The 16,393-nt window shown below is 67.1% G+C and carries 7 protein-coding genes, 1 other RNA gene and 1 pseudogene; 6 read left to right on the top strand and 3 right to left on the bottom strand.

What is annotated here, in order from left to right:
• Positions 1-184 precede the first annotated feature (184 nt).
• Positions 185-589, top strand: coding sequence for a DUF6165 family protein (locus N5C25_RS00005; RefSeq protein ID WP_058980313.1), 405 nt, complete (start codon positions 185-187; stop codon positions 587-589).
• Positions 590-607: 18 nt separating this feature from the next.
• Here the strand turns inward: N5C25_RS00005 and N5C25_RS00010 are convergent, their stop codons facing one another.
• Entirely contained in the window at positions 608-1,654 is a 1,047-nt protein-coding gene (locus tag N5C25_RS00010; RefSeq protein WP_058980312.1) for a glycosyltransferase family 9 protein, read from the bottom strand.
• A 20-nt stretch (positions 1,655-1,674) separates the two neighbouring features.
• Here N5C25_RS00010 and N5C25_RS00015 point away from each other — a divergent pair, with 20 nt between their 5' ends.
• The 3 genes and pseudogenes from N5C25_RS00015 (at position 1,675) to N5C25_RS00025 (ending at position 3,577) form a co-directional block, all read left to right on the top strand.
• Positions 1,675-2,424, top strand: a complete 750-nt coding sequence (locus N5C25_RS00015; RefSeq protein WP_021204519.1) for a 3-deoxy-D-manno-octulosonic acid kinase — start codon at positions 1,675-1,677, stop codon at positions 2,422-2,424.
• Entirely contained in the window at positions 2,424-3,191 is a 768-nt protein-coding gene (locus tag N5C25_RS00020; RefSeq protein ID WP_058980311.1) for an MBL fold metallo-hydrolase, read from the top strand. The genes N5C25_RS00015 and N5C25_RS00020 overlap by 1 nt, the downstream gene beginning before the upstream one ends.
• Positions 3,188-3,577: pseudogene (locus N5C25_RS00025) on the top strand (DUF4440 domain-containing protein). The gene N5C25_RS00020 and the pseudogene N5C25_RS00025 overlap by 4 nt, the downstream one beginning before the upstream one ends.
• Positions 3,578-3,654: 77 nt before the next feature.
• On the opposite strand, the gene ffs reads toward N5C25_RS00025, so the two are convergent.
• Positions 3,655-3,751, bottom strand: an RNA gene (ffs, locus tag N5C25_RS00030) — signal recognition particle sRNA small type.
• A 302-nt stretch (positions 3,752-4,053) separates the two neighbouring features.
• Between ffs and sugE the strand changes: the two genes are divergently transcribed.
• Complete coding sequence (gene sugE, locus N5C25_RS00035) at positions 4,054-4,371, top strand: quaternary ammonium compound efflux SMR transporter SugE (protein WP_005415486.1); 318 nt, start codon at positions 4,054-4,056, stop codon at positions 4,369-4,371.
• A gap of 358 nt (positions 4,372-4,729) precedes the next feature.
• A complete protein-coding gene (locus tag N5C25_RS00040) occupies positions 4,730-15,631 on the top strand; it encodes an autotransporter-associated beta strand repeat-containing protein (RefSeq protein WP_279936101.1) in 10,902 nt (3,633 codons plus the stop codon).
• 56 nt (positions 15,632-15,687) lie between these two features.
• Here N5C25_RS00040 and N5C25_RS00045 read toward each other — a convergent pair whose 3' ends face one another.
• Positions 15,688-16,131: a GNAT family N-acetyltransferase gene (locus N5C25_RS00045; RefSeq protein ID WP_058979454.1), complete on the bottom strand. Its 444-nt coding sequence runs from the start codon at positions 16,129-16,131 to the stop codon at positions 15,688-15,690.
• Between the last annotated feature and the right edge of the window lie 262 nt (positions 16,132-16,393).

Genomic DNA, 16,393 nt, shown 5'->3' on the forward strand with positions numbered 1-16,393 from the left:
CCCCTGTCGGGGCAGCACCTCAACAGAGGGGCTTGGTCCTCCAGATGCATCACGGGAGATCCGCGCGGTGCGTGGATGCTGTTCCTGCTGGCAGGCTCATCCACGCATGGCGTGGATCTACCCGGGATATCCGTGCGTACGCTGCGGGTTAACATGTACGCATCACCTGCTGGAGCTTTTCCCGATGACCGCTGAAATCCTCGTCCCCGTTTCCTTCGGCGAGCTGCTGGACAAGATCTCGATCCTGCAGATCAAGTCCGAGCGCATCAGCGACGAGGGCAAGCTGGCCAATGTGCGCAAGGAGCTGTCGGCGCTGGAGCAGACCTGGATGGCACACCCGGCCGCGGTGAAGGACATCGCCAGGCTGCGTGCCGAGCTGAAGGCGGTCAACGAGCAGCTGTGGGACATCGAGGACGACATCCGCCTGAAGGAGAAGGTGCAGGCGTTCGACCAGGGCTTCATCGACCTGGCGCGCAGTGTCTACCTGCGCAACGACGAGCGCGCGCGCATCAAGAAGGCGATCAACCTGGCGCTGGGCTCGGCGTACGTGGAAGAGAAGTCCTACCAGGATTACGCGCAGCGCACGTAAACCCGGGCAGGCTGCCGATCACCCCAGGTGGTCGGCGACGTAGCGTTCGAACGCAGCGATACCGTCTTCCACGGTGATCAGTTCCATCACATCGTCGAATTCGATCTTGGTGCCCCACTTCAGGTCCGCCGCCTGCTTGGCCAGGTACTTGCGCGCGGCATCATCGTAGCGGTCCACGCAGTAGCGGCGGTCCGAGTACGGGCCACTGCGGTCCGGATTGCTGGCTGCATGCAGGCCCAGCACTTTGGCGCCCATCGCGTTGGCGATGTGCATCGGGCCCGAGTCCGGGGTCATCACCAGATTGGCGCGGGCCAGCAGGGCAGGCAGCTGCTTCAACGTGTCCTTGCCGACCAGGTCCAGTGCCGGCGTCTGCAGCTGCGCCTGGATCGCATCGGCCATGTGGCGCTCCAGTTCGCTGCGGCCACCGCACAGCACCACCCGCCAACCGCGCTGTGCGGCGTGGTTGGCCACCGCTGCATAGCGGTCCGCATACCAGTTGCGCCGCACGTGGCTGGAGCAGGGCGAGATCATCAGCACCGGGCGGCCATCGTCCTGCCACTGCGCGGCGGCCCACTCGAAGGCGGAGGGCGGCACGGCCAGATCCCAGCTGACTTCGGTCTGGCGCAGGCCCAGCGGTTCGCAGAAGCTGCCGATGGCATCCAGTACATGGATGCCGGGGCGGTCAGGAATGCGCTCGTTGATGAAGAGCCCGTGCAGGTCCTTGGAGCGGCTGCGGTCGTAGCCGATGCGGCGCTCGGCCGGAATGAAGGCTGACAGCAGGTTGGCGCGGAATGCGACCTGCATCTGCAGAAGCGCCTCGAAGCGCCCCGGTGGCAGTTGCCTGCGCAGTTCCTTGACCCCAGCCATGCCGCTCTTCTTGTCGTAGGCATGGAAGGTGACACCGGGCAGGCCGTCAAGCAGCTTGTGGCCAACCTTGTCGATGATCCAGTGGATCGGCGTGTCCGGGCGCGCAGCCTGCAGGGTGCGCACCAGGGGCACCACGTGGGTGACGTCGCCGAGTGCGGACAGGCGCAGGAGGCACAAGGAGGAGGACGCTGATGCCATGTGTTGTTAGACTCAATGAAATGGTCGCATTCGACGCCAATGAAGCGCTGACGCCATGCCGCGAGGGTCGCGGCATCGGGGCCATTCTGTTCGACCGCGAGCGGCTGCGGCAAGCCGACATCGGCCTGTTCTCGCCCCAGCACTGGGGCAGCAGGGCCCGACCGGTGGGCGAGGGCGGCCGCGGCAGCGCCTGGTTCGTCGATGCGCCGTTCGGGGCCAGCGTGCTGCGGCACTACCTGCGGGGCGGCCTGGCCGCGAAGCTCAGCCACGACCAGTACCTGTGGCGCGGTTCGGACCGGACCCGCAGCTTCGCCGAATTCCGGCTGATGCGCGCGCTGCGCGAGAAGAAGCTGCCGGTGCCACGGCCGATCGCCGCGTTCTACATGCGCGAGGGCCTGCGCTACCGGGCCGCGATCCTGATGGAGCGGATCGAGGGCGTGCGCTCGCTGGCCGACCGCGCCCTGGTCGCCGGCCGGGGCGCGCCCTGGGAGGAGACGGGGCGGCTGATCGCCCGCTTCCATCGTGCCGGCCTGGACCATGCCGACCTCAACGCGCACAACATCCTGTTCGATGGCAACGGCCATGGCTGGCTGATCGACTTCGACCGTGGGGTGATCCGCATTCCGGCCACCGCCTGGCGCGAACGCAACCTCAAGCGCCTGCTGCGCTCGCTGATCAAGTTGCGCGGCGAGCGCAGCGTGGAAGATGTGCAGAAGGACTACGCGCGGCTGCGCCGTGCCTATGACATGGCCTGGAACCGGGGCACCTGATGGATTGGTCGTTGCGTTTCCTCGGCGTCGGCAATGCGTCGGCGGTCGAGCTGGGGTCGCCGATGTCGGTGATCGAGCGGGATGGGCGTCCGTGGCTGACCATTGATTGTGGTGGTGAAGGGCTGACCGCATTCAAGGCGCACTACGGCCACATGCCGCAGGCGTTGTTCGTGACCCATGTGCACCTTGACCACGTGGCCGGCTTCGAACGGCTGTTCGTGGACACCTTCTTCAATGCGCAGCAGCGCGGCAAGGTGCGCCTGTATGTGCCGGCCACGGTGGTGCCGCTGCTGCACCAGCGCATCGGTGACTATCCGAACGTGCTGGCCGAGGGCGGTGCGAACTTCTGGGATGCCTTCCAGCTGATCGTGGTGGGCGATGCGTTCTGGCACGAGGGAGTGCGCCTGGAGGTGTTCCCAGTGCGCCACCACTGGCCGGAGACGGCCTATGGCCTGCGCCTGCAGGGCGCGCTGACCTGGAGCGGCGATACCCGGCCGATTCCGGAGATGCTGGCCCGCTTCGCCAATGACAACGAGCTGATCGCCCACGACTGCGGCCTGCACGGCAATCCGTCGCACACCGGCGTGGACGATCTGGAGCGTGAGTACAGCGCCGAGCTGCGGGCGCGGATGATGCTCTACCACTATGCCAGCGTGGCCGATGGCCAGGCGCTGGCGGCGCGGGGGCACCGTGTTGCGCAGCCGGGGCAGTGCGTGCCCCTGGCCAGCCCGACCGCGCCGCACGTACTGGCGCAGGATCCGGCGTGATCGACGTGGGCCAGCCTGCGGACGCAGCGTTGGCCGCCGAACTGGAGGCGCTGGAACGCGCGCTGCATGCGCCGCAGGTGCGGGGTGACCGCCAGGCCCTTTCGGCCCTGCTGGACGAGGATTTCAGCGAGATCGGCAGTTCCGGACAATGCTACGGTCGTGATGCCGCGTTGCTGGAGATCCCGTTGGAGCGCGCGCAGGTGCTGATTGAATCGGAACAGTACGCCGTGTGGTTGCTGGCCTAGGGCCTGGCCCAGGTGCGCTACCGCAGCCGCCATCACGTCGATGGCCAGGCGCAACGCTGGGTGCTGCGCAGTTCGCTGTGGCGTCGGCATGCGCAGGGGTGGCGTGTGGTGTTCCATCAGGGAACGCCGCAGGCGCGGTAGCGGTGGGCCATGCCCGGCGAGGGGCGCCAATCAAGATTGGCGGCTACCAGGGCCGTGGGGCGCCCGAAAAGGCGATGGCCCCGCCGGCTGACCTCGGCGCCCGCGTCGATCGATACCGTTGCTGCCTTCCGGCCCTGGCGGGATTTTCGACCTAGCGTCGCGAGGGGCCGACGGGGCCACCATAGAGACGTTGGCCGCCCAAGGGGCGACCGGTGTTCACCGATCAGGGGAAGCAGCGCGCGACGCGCCGGAGACCACAGCCGGACTGCGCATCGGCTGACCGATGGCAGACGGCAACTATAGCGCAGGCAGGTACATCGACGCCAGCTTCGTGCACTGAATCGGCTGTAACCCGCGTCTGCTGGCAAGGGCCCGGCGCGACCGGCGTTGCTACAATGCCGGCCAGGAGGAACGGCCTCCCCCACATCGGGAACCACTGACCAGGACGGCCTGGCCCTACCAAGAGGAGGGCTGTCATGGCCTGGATCTATCTGTTGTTCGCCGGCCTGCTGGAAATCGTCTGGGCCGTGTCCATGAAGCAGTCCGAAGGCTTCACCAGGCTCACCCCCACCGTGGTCACGATCATCGGCATGATCGCCAGCTTCTGGCTGCTTGCAGTGGCCATGCGCAGCCTGCCGCTGGGCACTGCCTACACAATCTGGACCGGCATCGGCGCGGTCGGTGCATTCGTGGTCGGCATCGTGTTCCTCGGCGAGCAGGTCAGCCCGATGCGGATCGGTGCAGCGGTGCTGATCGTTTCCGGCCTGGTGCTGATGAAACTCTCGAGCAGCTGAATGATTTACTTAAGGCGGGGAAAGGAATCTCCGCTTTCGGCAGGTATATGCATTTTCGGCAAGACCATTTTGTCCGCCCGTTTTATTTGACGTACGTCATGAAAATAACGAGCGTGATTCACATGCCGCTGGCACCGACGGTCGCACAGTGCCGCCATTCGTCGGGCGAAACCGGGGAGTTTTCGCCTTGAGGGACACGCTGTCGTACCTGTCACCGGGTGCGATCGCGTGAAGATGTGAAGATTTTCAGGAGTTAATGCCCTCGAACCTTGTTCCCGCATCGGGAGCCGGGGTGGGCCGCATTGTCTCCAAAAAACCTGCCAGCTGTGCCATCCGGTCTTTTCATGGAGATTTACCGATGAACCGCATTTACCGTCTGGTTTTCAATCGTGCCCTTGGGGTAATGCAGGTTGCTTCGGAGATCGCCCGCAATCCCGGCGGAAGCGCGGCCAGCGCAGGGCGGGTGCCGCGATTGCGGGCGCACCAGCTGGCGGCGGCTTTGGCCGCCACACTGGCCAGCGGACCGGCATTCGCAGCGTGCACGGGCACCACAACCGTAAACTGCGACAGCACCACCAACATCAACAACTACTCCAACGCGACCAACGGCCTCACGCTGAACATCGACGCGGGTGCATTGCTGCGTACGCCGCCGATCGTAGGCGGCGGCAACGCAGCAACGCTGACCGGCGACAACGTGACGGTCAACAACAATGGCACGATCGATCCGAGCTCGATCATCCTCGCCTCGCCCGGCCTGGTCATCGGCAATGCTTCTGCCAACAACAGCGCGATCGTCGTCAACAACAATGCCAGCGGACAGATCAAGGGTGTCGTCAACATCGCAACGCTGCTGGGCTTCGGTGGACAGGCGCTGGTGGCACAGAATGTCAACGGCACCACCACCATCAACAACGCCGGCCTGATCAGCACGTCGTTGATCGGCGCAGGCAGCGTTTCCGACGCGACTACCGTGGTGACGTACGGTGGTGCGGCAGCCAATGTGACCAACACCGGCACCATCGACGGGCGTGTCGGCCTAGGCGCTTCTGGCGGTAATACGTTCCTCAATGCGGGGGCGGTCAGTGGCAGCGTTCACCTGGGTGATTCAACCGGCGGCAACACCTTCACCGCAGTGTCGGGTTCCAGCGTTGTGAGCGGCGGCGGCGGCGCTCTTGCCGGCGTGATTACCGGTGTTACCGGGGTGAAGGTTGCGGCTGCGGGATCGGTCGACGCCGGTACCGGCAGTGGTGCGGCCAACAACACGCTGGTGTTGCAGAACGTCGTCAGCGGTCCGGGGGCCGGCACCGGCGGAGCGGTGACCACACTGGGCTGGAACCAGTACCTCAATTTCCAGAAACTCACCGTCAACAGCGGCACCTGGAACCTGCAGGGTGCGTGGGCGGTTGCAGGCGCGACCACGCTCAATGATGGCCTGGTCAATTTCAACAATGCCGGTTCCTTCGGCACAGGGCTGTTCACCGCCAACGGCGGTGCCATCGCATCCTCCACGGCCGGTCTGAATCTGGCCAACGCTTTCAGCCTCGGCGGCAATCTATCCCTGGCCGGGACCAATGCGTTCGGCTTGAATGGCGTGCTTTCAGGTGCTGGCGGACTGACGGTCAACAACACCGGCATCGTTACTCTCGGCGGCGCAAACCTGTTCTCCGGTGGCGTCAACCTCAATGCCGGCGGCCTGCTGCTGGGCAATGCCGGTGCACTCGGCAGCGGCAATCTGACCATAGGTGGCAGCGCCTCGCTGGACACGACGGCGGGCTTCAACCTGGGCAACAACCTGGTGGTCAATGGCGGGGGCTCGCTGAACCTGCTGGGCAGCAATGCGCTGTCATTGAGTGGCTCGATTTCCGGTGCCGGCAACGTGACCAAGAACGGTGCGGGCACGCTGACCCTGAACGGTGCCAATTTGCTGAGCGGCAGCTTCAACCTGGCCGGGGGCGCGTTGGCCTTGGGCGCGGGCGGTAGCCTGTCGCCCACCGGCGCGATCACGCTGGGCGTCGGCACCAGCCTGGATCTTTCGGCGGCCGCCAACCAGACCATCGGTTCGCTGGCGGGCCTCGGCGGTTCGGTCAACCTGGGCAGCCACACGCTCACCCTCGCGGGGCTGGGCGATACCAGCTACAGCGGCACGTTCGCCGCAGGCACGGGTGGCCTGGTCAAGCTGGGCACCGGCGTGCAGACCTTGTCGGGCGTGAACAACCTCAGTGGCGGCGTGGCACTCAACGGCGGCGGCCTGCTGCTGGGCAATGCTGCTGCGCTGGGCAGCGGTGCGCTCAGTGTCGGCGGCGACGTGACGCTCGATGGAACCACGGGGGCGCTTGCACTGGGCAACGCGGTCAACCTCGGTTCGGGTGCCAGCCTCAATCTGCTCGGCAACCAGGCGTTGACGTTCAACGGCGTGATCGGTGGCACCGGCAGCCTGGTCAAGAGCGGTGCGACCACGCTGACGCTCAACGGTGCAAATACCTTTGGTGGTGGGCTGGCGCTCAATGCCGGTGGCTTGGTCCTGGGCAATGCCGGCGCGCTCGGAACCGGCGCGCTGAATGTCGGCGGTCCGACAACGCTCGATGCCAGCGCGGCGCTGAGCGTGAGCAACGGCATCAACCTCGGCGCAGGTGGCCTGCTGAATGTACTGGGCAGCAATGCATTGACGCTGGGCGGCGCCATCGGTGGCACCGGCAGCCTGGTCAAGAACGGTGCGGCCACGCTTACGCTGGGTGGCGCAAATACCTTCATCGGCGGCCTGGCGATCAATGCCGGCAAGGTTGCGGTGGGCAGCGGCGGAAGCCTGGCCGCCGGCGGTGCGGTCAGCCTGACCGGCGTTGGCGCGGACCTGGACATCTCGCTCGGCGGCAACCAGACCATCGGCGCGCTGTCCGGTATTGCCGGCAGCACGGTGACGCTGGGCAGCAGCACGCTCACCTTCGGTGATGCCACCAACCAGACCTTCGCCGGCGTGATCGGCGGCACCGGTGGGCTGATCAAGCAGGGTACCGGCGTGCAGACGCTGACCGGTGCCAATACCTTCAGCGGTGGGGTGAATCTTGCGGCCGGTGGGCTGGTGCTGGGCAACGCCGGTGCGCTGGGAAGCGGCGCGCTGACAGTCAGTGGCAACGGGTCGCTGGATGCCACGGCAGCGTTGAACCTGGGCAGTGCGATCAACCTCGGCGCGGCCCTGACCCTGCCGGGTAGCCAGAACCTGGCCCTGGCCGGCAACATCACGGGCACCGGCAGCCTGGTCAAGAACGGCGCCTCGACACTGACCTTGAACGGAACCAACACCTTCAGCGGTGGACTGAACGCAAACGCGGGCAGCCTGCTGCTGGGCAACAGCGGCGCGCTCGGTACGGGGACACTGGGCATCGGTGGCAACGTCTCGCTCGACGGCAGTGCGCCGCTGAACCTGAGCAACAACGTGGCACTGGGTGCAGGCGCCGCGTTGTCGCTGCCGGGTTCGCAGGCGATCACGCTGGGTGGGGTGGTGTCCGGTGCGGGCAGGCTGGTGAAGAACGGTGCCACCACCTTGACCCTCAATGGCGCCAACAGCTTCGGTGGGGGGCTGACCGTCAACGGCGGCGGCCTGCTGCTGGGCAATGCCGGCGCGCTGGGCAACGGTGCATTGTCGGTGGGGGCCGATACCACGCTGGACAGTTCGGTGGCCCTGAATCTCGCCAACGACGTCAACCTCGGTGCAGGCGCGGTGCTGGATCTGCTGGGCAGCCAGGACGTGTCGCTGGGCGGTGTCATCAGCGGCACTGGCGGCCTGGTCAAGAACGGTGCGGCGACACTGGCGTTGAACGGAGCCAACACCTTCAGCGGGGGTGTTGGCCTCAACGCGGGCCTGCTGCAGCTGGGCAATGCCCAGGCATTGGGTACCGGCCAGCTGGACGTGGGCGGCAACGCTTCGCTGGATGCAGCATCGGCGCTCACCGTGACCAACAACATAGGCCTCGCCGCCGGCGCCAACCTCACGGTGCTGGGCAGCAATGACCTGACGCTCGCCGGCCCGGTATTCGGTGTTGGCGGGCTGATCAAGGACGGTACGGCGCGGCTGACGTTGTCTGGCGCCAATACCTACAACGGTGGCACGACCATCAACGCAGGCACGCTGGCGCTGGGAGCGGGCGGCGGTCTTGCCGCAACCGGTGCAGTGGATCTTGCGGGCGCCGGTGCGGCACTGGACATCTCCGCAGCGGGTGCAGCGCAGACCATCGGCGCACTGAACGGCGTGGCAGGCAGCCAGCTGCTGCTTGGCGCGCAGTCACTCACCTTCGGCGGTGCCGCCGATGGCAGTTTTGCCGGCGTGATCGACGGTACCGGTGGCCTGATCAAGACCGGTACGGGCGTGCAGACGCTGTCCGGCGCCAACACGTTCAGCGGTGGCCTTGCGCTCAACGCGGGCGGCCTGATTCTCGGCGACGCCAGTGCGCTCGGCACGGGTCCGCTGGGCATCGGTGGCACCACCACGCTGGACAGTACCGTGGCGCTGAACCTGGCCAACGCGGTGAACTTTGGTGCCGGTACGCAACTGACGCTGGGCGGCACCAATGATGTCACCCTCGGCGGCGTGGTGGCTGGCAACGGCAGCCTGGTCAAGAACGGTACGGGTCTGCTGACGCTCAACAACACCAACACGTTCGATGGCGGCCTGACCTTGAACGGCGGCAGCCTGGTGGTGGGCGCCAACGGGGCGCTGGGTTCCGGCACGCTGGCGGTGAACAACAGTGCTTCGCTGGATGCCGGCACCGCGGTGACGCTGGGCAACGCGGTGAACCTTGGCTCGGGCGTGGCGCTGACCGTAGCGGGCAGCAATGCGCTGACCCTGGGCGGCATCGTGTCCGGCAATGGCAGCCTGATCAAGAACGGCACCGCCACGCTGACACTGGACGGCGCCAACACTTACAGCGGTGGCACCACCATCAACGCCGGCACGCTGGCGCTGGGCGTGGGGGGCAGTCTGGCTGCCGCTGGCGACCTCACGCTCGGTAATGCCGGCGCGGGCTTCGATATCTCCGGCGCGACCGGCAACCAGACCATCGGTGCGCTCAACGGCGTGCTCGGAACCACACTGGCGCTGGGGGGCAATTCGCTGACATTCGGCACCGCGACCAACGGGGCCTTCGATGGCGTGATCAGTGGTGGTGGCGGGCTGGTGAAGGTCGGCGCCGGGGTGCAGACCCTGTCCGGTGCCAATACCTTCGGCGGCGGCGTCTCGCTCGATGCCGGCGGCCTGGTGCTCGGCAATGATGCCGCGCTGGGTACCGGCGTGCTCACCGTCGGTGGGGCGACCACGCTGGATACCACCGCGCTGGCGACGCTGGCCAATAACGTGGTGCTCAACGCCGGGCTGACGGTGCTGGGCACCAGCGCGCTCACCCTCAACGGTGTGCTCTCCGGTGCCGGCAGCCTGACCAAGAACGGCACTGCGATGCTGACCTTGAACGGCGCCAACACCTACACCGGCGGTACCAACGTCAACGCCGGCACGCTGGCACTCGGCGCCGGGGCCAGCCTGGCCGCAAGCGGCACCGTCAATCTCGCCACCGGCGCCACGCTGGACCTGTCGGCCGGCAATGGCACGCAGGTGTTCGGCACGCTGGTTGGCAACGGCACGGTCAACCTGGGCGCCAACAACATCGAAGTGGGCAGCGCCGCCAACGGCACCTTCAGCGGTTCGATCGCCGGCACCGGTAGCCTGACCAAGGTCGGTAGCGGTATCGAGACACTGACCGGCACCAATACCTACACCGGCGGCACCACCATCAACGCCGGCACGCTGGCGATCGGTCTCGGCGGCAGTCTGTCCTCGTCCGGAGCGGTGAACGTCGCCGCCGCCGGCGCGGGCTTCGACATTTCGGGTTCCGGTGCCAACCAGACGATTGGTTCACTGTCTGGCGTGACCGGCTCCCTGGTCAGCCTCGGCGCCAACTCGCTGATCCTCGGCGGCGCCGACAGCAGCACCTTCGACGGTTCGATTTCCGGCACCGGTGCGCTGGTCAAGAACGGCGTGGGTATCCTCACCCTGGGCGGCGCCAACCTGTTCAGTGGTGGTCTGGCCTTGAACGGTGGCGGCCTGGTGGTCGGCAACAACAGCGCGCTGGGTACGGGGGCGCTGGACGTGGGGGCCGACGCGACGCTGGACAGCAGCCTGGCAGTCACCCTCGGCAACGCCATCAACCTCTCTGCCGGCAACAACCTCACCCTGCTCGGCAGCAATGGGCTGACCTTGGACGGCATCATCAGCGGTGCCGGTGGTCTGGTGAAGGACGGCGCAGCCACGGTGACCCTGACCGGTGCCAACACCTATTCCGGCGGCACCACCATCAACAACGGCACGCTGGCCATCGGTGCCGGAGGCAGCCTGGCGTCCTCCGGCGCGGTGAATCTGGCCGGTGCCGGCACGCTGGACATCTCCGGCGGTGGCAGCCAGAGCATTGGTTCGCTGGCCGGCGTGGCCGGCAGCACAGTGGCGCTGGGCGGCAACACGCTGACCCTCGGCGGCGTCGCCGACAGCACCTACAACGGCGTGATCAGCGGCAGTGGCGGCCTGATCAAGAACGGCGCCGGCGTGCAGACGCTGAATGGTGCCAATGCCTTCAGCGGTGGCGTCACGCTCAACGCCGGTGGCCTGGTGGTCGGCAACAATTCCGCGCTTGGCACGGGTACGGTGACCGTGGGTGGCAATGCCTCGCTCGATTCCAACAGCGCGATCACGCTGGGCAACAACTTCGTTCTCAATGCCGGCCTGACCGTGCTGGGCAGCAACGATCTGACACTCAACGGCAATCTCAGCGGCACCGGGTTCCTCACCAAGGAGGGCCTGGCCACACTGACCTTGAACGGCACCAACACCTATTCCGGTGGCACCAACATCAACGCCGGTACGCTGGCGCTGGGCGCGGGCGCGAGCCTGCTTGCCAGTGGCACCGTCAACCTGGCCACCGGCGCGACCTTCGATCTGTCGGCCGGTGCGGGTACGCAGGTGTTCGGCACGCTTATCGGCAACGGTACGGTGAATCTGGGCGCGAACACGCTGACCATCGGCGATGCCAGCAACGGCACGTTCGGTGGTTCGATTGCCGGCACCGGCGGCCTGATCAAGGAAGGCACCGGCACCGAAACCCTGACCGGTACCAACACCTTCACCGGCGGCACCACCATCAATGCCGGCACGCTGGCGATCGGTGCCGGCGGCAGCCTGGCGGCGACCGGTGCGGTCACCCTCGCCAATGCGGGTACCGCGTTCGATATCTCCGCAGGCGGCAACCAGAGCATCGGCTCGCTGGCGGGCGTGGCGGGTTCGAGTGTGGCGCTGGGTGGCAACACGCTGACTCTCGGCGGCGTCGGCAACACCACGTTCGACGGCACCATCGGCGGCACGGGAGCGCTGATCAAGGACGGCGTTGGCGTGCAGACGCTGGGCGGTGCGAACACCTTCAGCGGCGGCGTCACCCTCAATGCCGGCGGGCTGGTGGTCGGCAACAATGCCGCGCTCGGTACGGGTGCGTTGAACGTGGCCGGGAACGGTTCGCTGGATGCCAACGCGGCGGTGACCCTGGCCAACAACGTTGCACTCGGCGCCGGTGCCACGCTTGATGTGCTGGGCAACAACGACCTGACGCTGGCCGGTGCGGTCTCCGGTGCAGGCGGCCTGACCAAGGATGGTGCGGCCACGCTGACCCTGGCCGGCGCCAGCAGCTACACCGGCACCACCACCATCAACAGCGGCACGCTGGCGGTGGGCGCGGGCGGCAGCCTGTCCGACGCCAGCACGGTGAACCTGGCCGGCACCGGTACGCTGGACATCAGTGCCGGTGGCAACCAGAGCATCGGTGGCCTGGCCGGTGTTACCGGCAGTACGGTGGCGCTGGGCGGTGCAACGCTGACCACCGGCGGCAACAACGCCAGCACCACGTTCGCCGGCGTGATCGGCGGCACCGGTGGCCTGGTGCAGAGTGGTACCGGCACGCTGACCCTGAGCGGTGACAACACCTACACCGGTGGCACCACCATCAACGGTGGCAGCACGCTGCAGATCGGCAACGGTGGCAGCACCGGCTCGGTGCTGGGCGACATCACCAACGACGGCAGCCTGGTCTACAACCTCGGCACCACGGCAACCGTGGGCGGTGTGGTCAGCGGCAGTGGCAGCCTGACCCAGGCCGGCAGCGGTACGCTGGTGCTGACCGGCAACAACACCTACACCGGCGGTACCACCATCAATGCCGGTGGCACATTGCAGGTGGGCAACGGCGGTGCAACCGGCGCGATCGTGGGTGACATCACCAACAACGGTGCGCTGGTATCCAACGTGGCCGGCAACACCACGCTGGGCGGCACCATCAGCGGCGCCGGTGGCCTGACCCAGGCCGGCAGCGGCACGCTGACCCTGACCGGCAACAACACCTATACCGGCGGCACTACCATCAATGCCGGTGGCACGCTGCAGGTGGGCAATGGCGGTGCGACCGGCGCGATCACCGGCAACGTTGCCAACAACGGCAGCCTGGTGTTCAACGTCGGTGGCAACACCACAGTCGATGGCGCGATCAGTGGCAGTGGCACGCTGATCCAGGCCGGCGCTGGCGTGTTGACCCTGGTTGGCAACAACACCTATACCGGCGGCACCACCATCAATGCCGGTGGCACGCTGCAGGTCGGCAACGGCGGGGCAACCGGCTCCATCGCTGGCGACATCACCAACGATGGCGCGTTGATCTCCAACGTGGGCGGCAACACCGCGCTGGGCGGCACCATCAGCGGCAGCGGCGGCCTGACCCAGGCCGGCAGCGGGACGTTGCTGCTGACCGGTACCAACACCTATACCGGCGGTACCACCATCAACGCCGGCGGTACGCTGCAGCTGGGCAACGGCGGTGCGACGGGCTCGATCGTCGGCGACGTCACCAACAATGGCACGCTGCTCTCCAATGTGGCGGGCAATACCACGCTGAATGGCACCATCAGTGGCAGTGGCGGCCTGACCCAGGCCGGCAGCGGCACGCTGACCCTGAACGGCAACAACACCTATACCGGCCAGACCACCATCAATGCCGGTGGCACCCTGCAGGTCGGCAATGGCGGTGCGACCGGTGCCATCGGCGGCAGCGTCGTCAACAACGGCAGCCTGGTGTTCAACGTGGGTGGCAACACCACCGTCGGCGGTGCCATCAGCGGCAGCGGCGGCCTGACCCAGGCCGGCACCGGCACCGTGGTCCTGACCGGTAACAACACCTATACCGGCGGCACCACCATCAACACCGGCGGCACGCTGCAGGTCGGCAACGGTGGCGCGAGCGGTGCGATCACCGGCAACGTTGCCAACAACGGCAGCCTGGTGTTCAACGTCGGCGGCAACACCACGGCGGGCGGCACCATCAGCGGCAACGGTGGCCTGACCCAGGCCGGCACCGGCACCGTGGTCCTGACCGGCAACAACACCTACACCGGCGGCACCACCATCAATGCCGGCGGCACCGTGCAGGTCGGCAATGGCGGCGCCAGCGGCTCGATCACCGGCAATATCACCAACAATGGTGGCCTGGTCATCAACACCGGCGGCACCACCACGCTGGGCGGCACCATCAGCGGTGGTGGCAGCATCGTGCAGGCAGGCCCGGGCGGCCTGAACCTGGGCGGCAACAGCGGCGGCTTCAGCGGCACCGGCCAGGTCACCGGCGGTGGCCTGAATGTCACCGGCAACATCGGTGGCCAGTGGACCATCGGCAGCGGTACCACGCTGTCCGGTACCGGGACCATCGGTGGCACGGGTGGCGGCGTGACGGTGTCCAGCGGCGGCGTGCTGGCGCCGGGCAATGGTCCAGGCAACAGCGGCGGTGCGGGCAATGGCGCCGGCACCATTACGGTGGGCGGCAATCTGACCCTGTCGCCGGGCAGCACGCTGGGCATCGACCTGGGTGCCACCGGCAGCGACACGGTGCAGGTGGGCGGTAGTGCAAACGTGGGTGGCAGCACGGTGCGGGTGAACACCATTTCGCCGAGCACCAGCTACCAGCAGGGCCAGCAGTACACGGTGGTCAATGCAGGTGGTGGCGTGAGCGGGCAGTTCGCTTCGGCAACCTCGCCGTCGGCCTTCCTGACGATTACGCCGGTCTATACCGCCAACACCGCCAACCTGCAGATAGACGTGGCGCAGACCGCAGCATTCACCACCGCAGCGACGACGCGCAACCAGTACAACACTGCCGCAGCGCTGGACAGCCTGCCGCAGAGCGGCCCGGCGCTGGGCCTGTACAACACCCTGCTGATGTATGACGCGGGCACTGCGCGCGCGGCGTTCGACCAGCTTTCGGGTGAAGTGCATGCGGCCAGCCGCGCGGTGCTGCTGTACGACAACTACCTGGAGGAGGGTATCCGCCAGCGCCTGGGCAGTGAGCTGCCGACCGTGCGTGGTGAGCGAGCCTCGGCCTGGCTGGCCGGGAGTGGCAAGGTGTTCCGCCAGGACGGTGACGGCAACGGCGATGACATCCGCTCCAACCGCAATGCGCTGATGGCGGGCGTGGACTGGCAGCTGGGCGAGCACGTGGTGCTGGGTGCGGCCGCAGGCAACGAGCGGCTGGATACGCGCCTGTACGATCGCAGTTCGCGGGCCCGCCTGCGTGGCCACACGTTCAGCCTGTATGCACAGGGCCAGTGGAACAACGGTTTCGCGGTCGGTGGCGGCGTATCGCGTGGCGACTACCGCACGCGCACCACGCGTGAGGTGCCGCTGCTGGGCCAGACCCTGTACAGCCGCCAGGACTCGGATGTGACCATCGCGCAGGTGGAGGGCAGCTGGACCTGGTCCCATGGCAGGACCCAGCTGCAGCCGTACGTGCAGTTCACCAAGCACTGGGTCGACAGCGATCGCGCAGTGGAGCAGGGCGGCACTGCTGCGCTGGCGCTGGAAGGCGGCAAGGACACGCTCAATGTCAGCGCCGTGGGCGTGCGTGGGCGCTGGGACGTGGGCAGCGGCGAGCGCTTCCCGGCACAGCTGACGGTCGGCCTCGGCTGGCAGCACGCCTCGGGTGACACCGATGTGGCCAGCCGCAATCGCTTCGCGGTGGGCGGCAATGCCTTCGATGTCTACAGTGCGGTGATGGCGCGCAATGCGCTGGTCAGCCAGCTGGGCGTGGCGGTCGGCCTCGGCCGCAACAGCCAGCTGTCGATGTTCGTGCAGGGCCAGCATGGCGATGGCCGCCGCGACGTGGGTGGGCAGATCAACCTGCGCGTAGGCTTCTGAGGGAAGTGCGGCGATGTTGGATCCAGGCTTGCGTGGATCCGGGGCGGGGCGGAGGGCTAGACCCTCCGCTCCATCTCCACGGCGTCGATCCCGGCGCCGTGGCCATTGGACACGATCCGCGTCACCTGGAAGCCCAGCCCGGCATAGAAGCCCTGGGTGTGCTGGCTGGTACTGAGCGTGATGCGCTTGATCGACGGATCCGCTTCGGCCTGGCGCAGGCGTGCCAGCGCCAGTTCGCGGCCCAGTCCCTGCCGGTGCAGCGCGCGCTGCACCATGCCCCAGCAGAAGCCGGCACTGCCGTCGCCGCGTCGCGACAGGCCGCCACAGGCCACGATGCTGCCATCGCGCTCGATCACCTGGAATGCACAGTCCATGGCCTGCTCGCGCAGGAAGCGTTCAAAGTCGCTGCGCTCTTCGGGCGCGAAATAGGTGGGCACGTTGCTGTCGAACATCGACAGGCAGGCGCTGGCGTCGGCGGGGCGGTAGAGGCGGAGGTTCATGGGAAATGCCATGGAGTTGCCCGGCTGCATTTCAACCGTCCAGACGTTGGGAGGGGGCGAAGCGTTCCAGGGTACATGGAGCGATGCCGATCCTTTTCCAGGTGACTTTTCCCCACTCGAATGACCGGGCTCGGGACGCAGGCGCCTGTACCAGGCGGGTGCGTCGTTCGCGGGCAATGGCGAGGCGCATGCGGCCGCGATGGCGTGCAGCGGGGCGCGGCGGCTTCCGGGCTATGCTTTCGACACATGGGACTGACCGCGC

Origin of the sequence: Stenotrophomonas sp. GD03958, assembly GCF_029839005.1 — a bacterium.
Classification (GTDB): domain Bacteria; phylum Pseudomonadota; class Gammaproteobacteria; order Xanthomonadales; family Xanthomonadaceae; genus Stenotrophomonas; species Stenotrophomonas hibiscicola.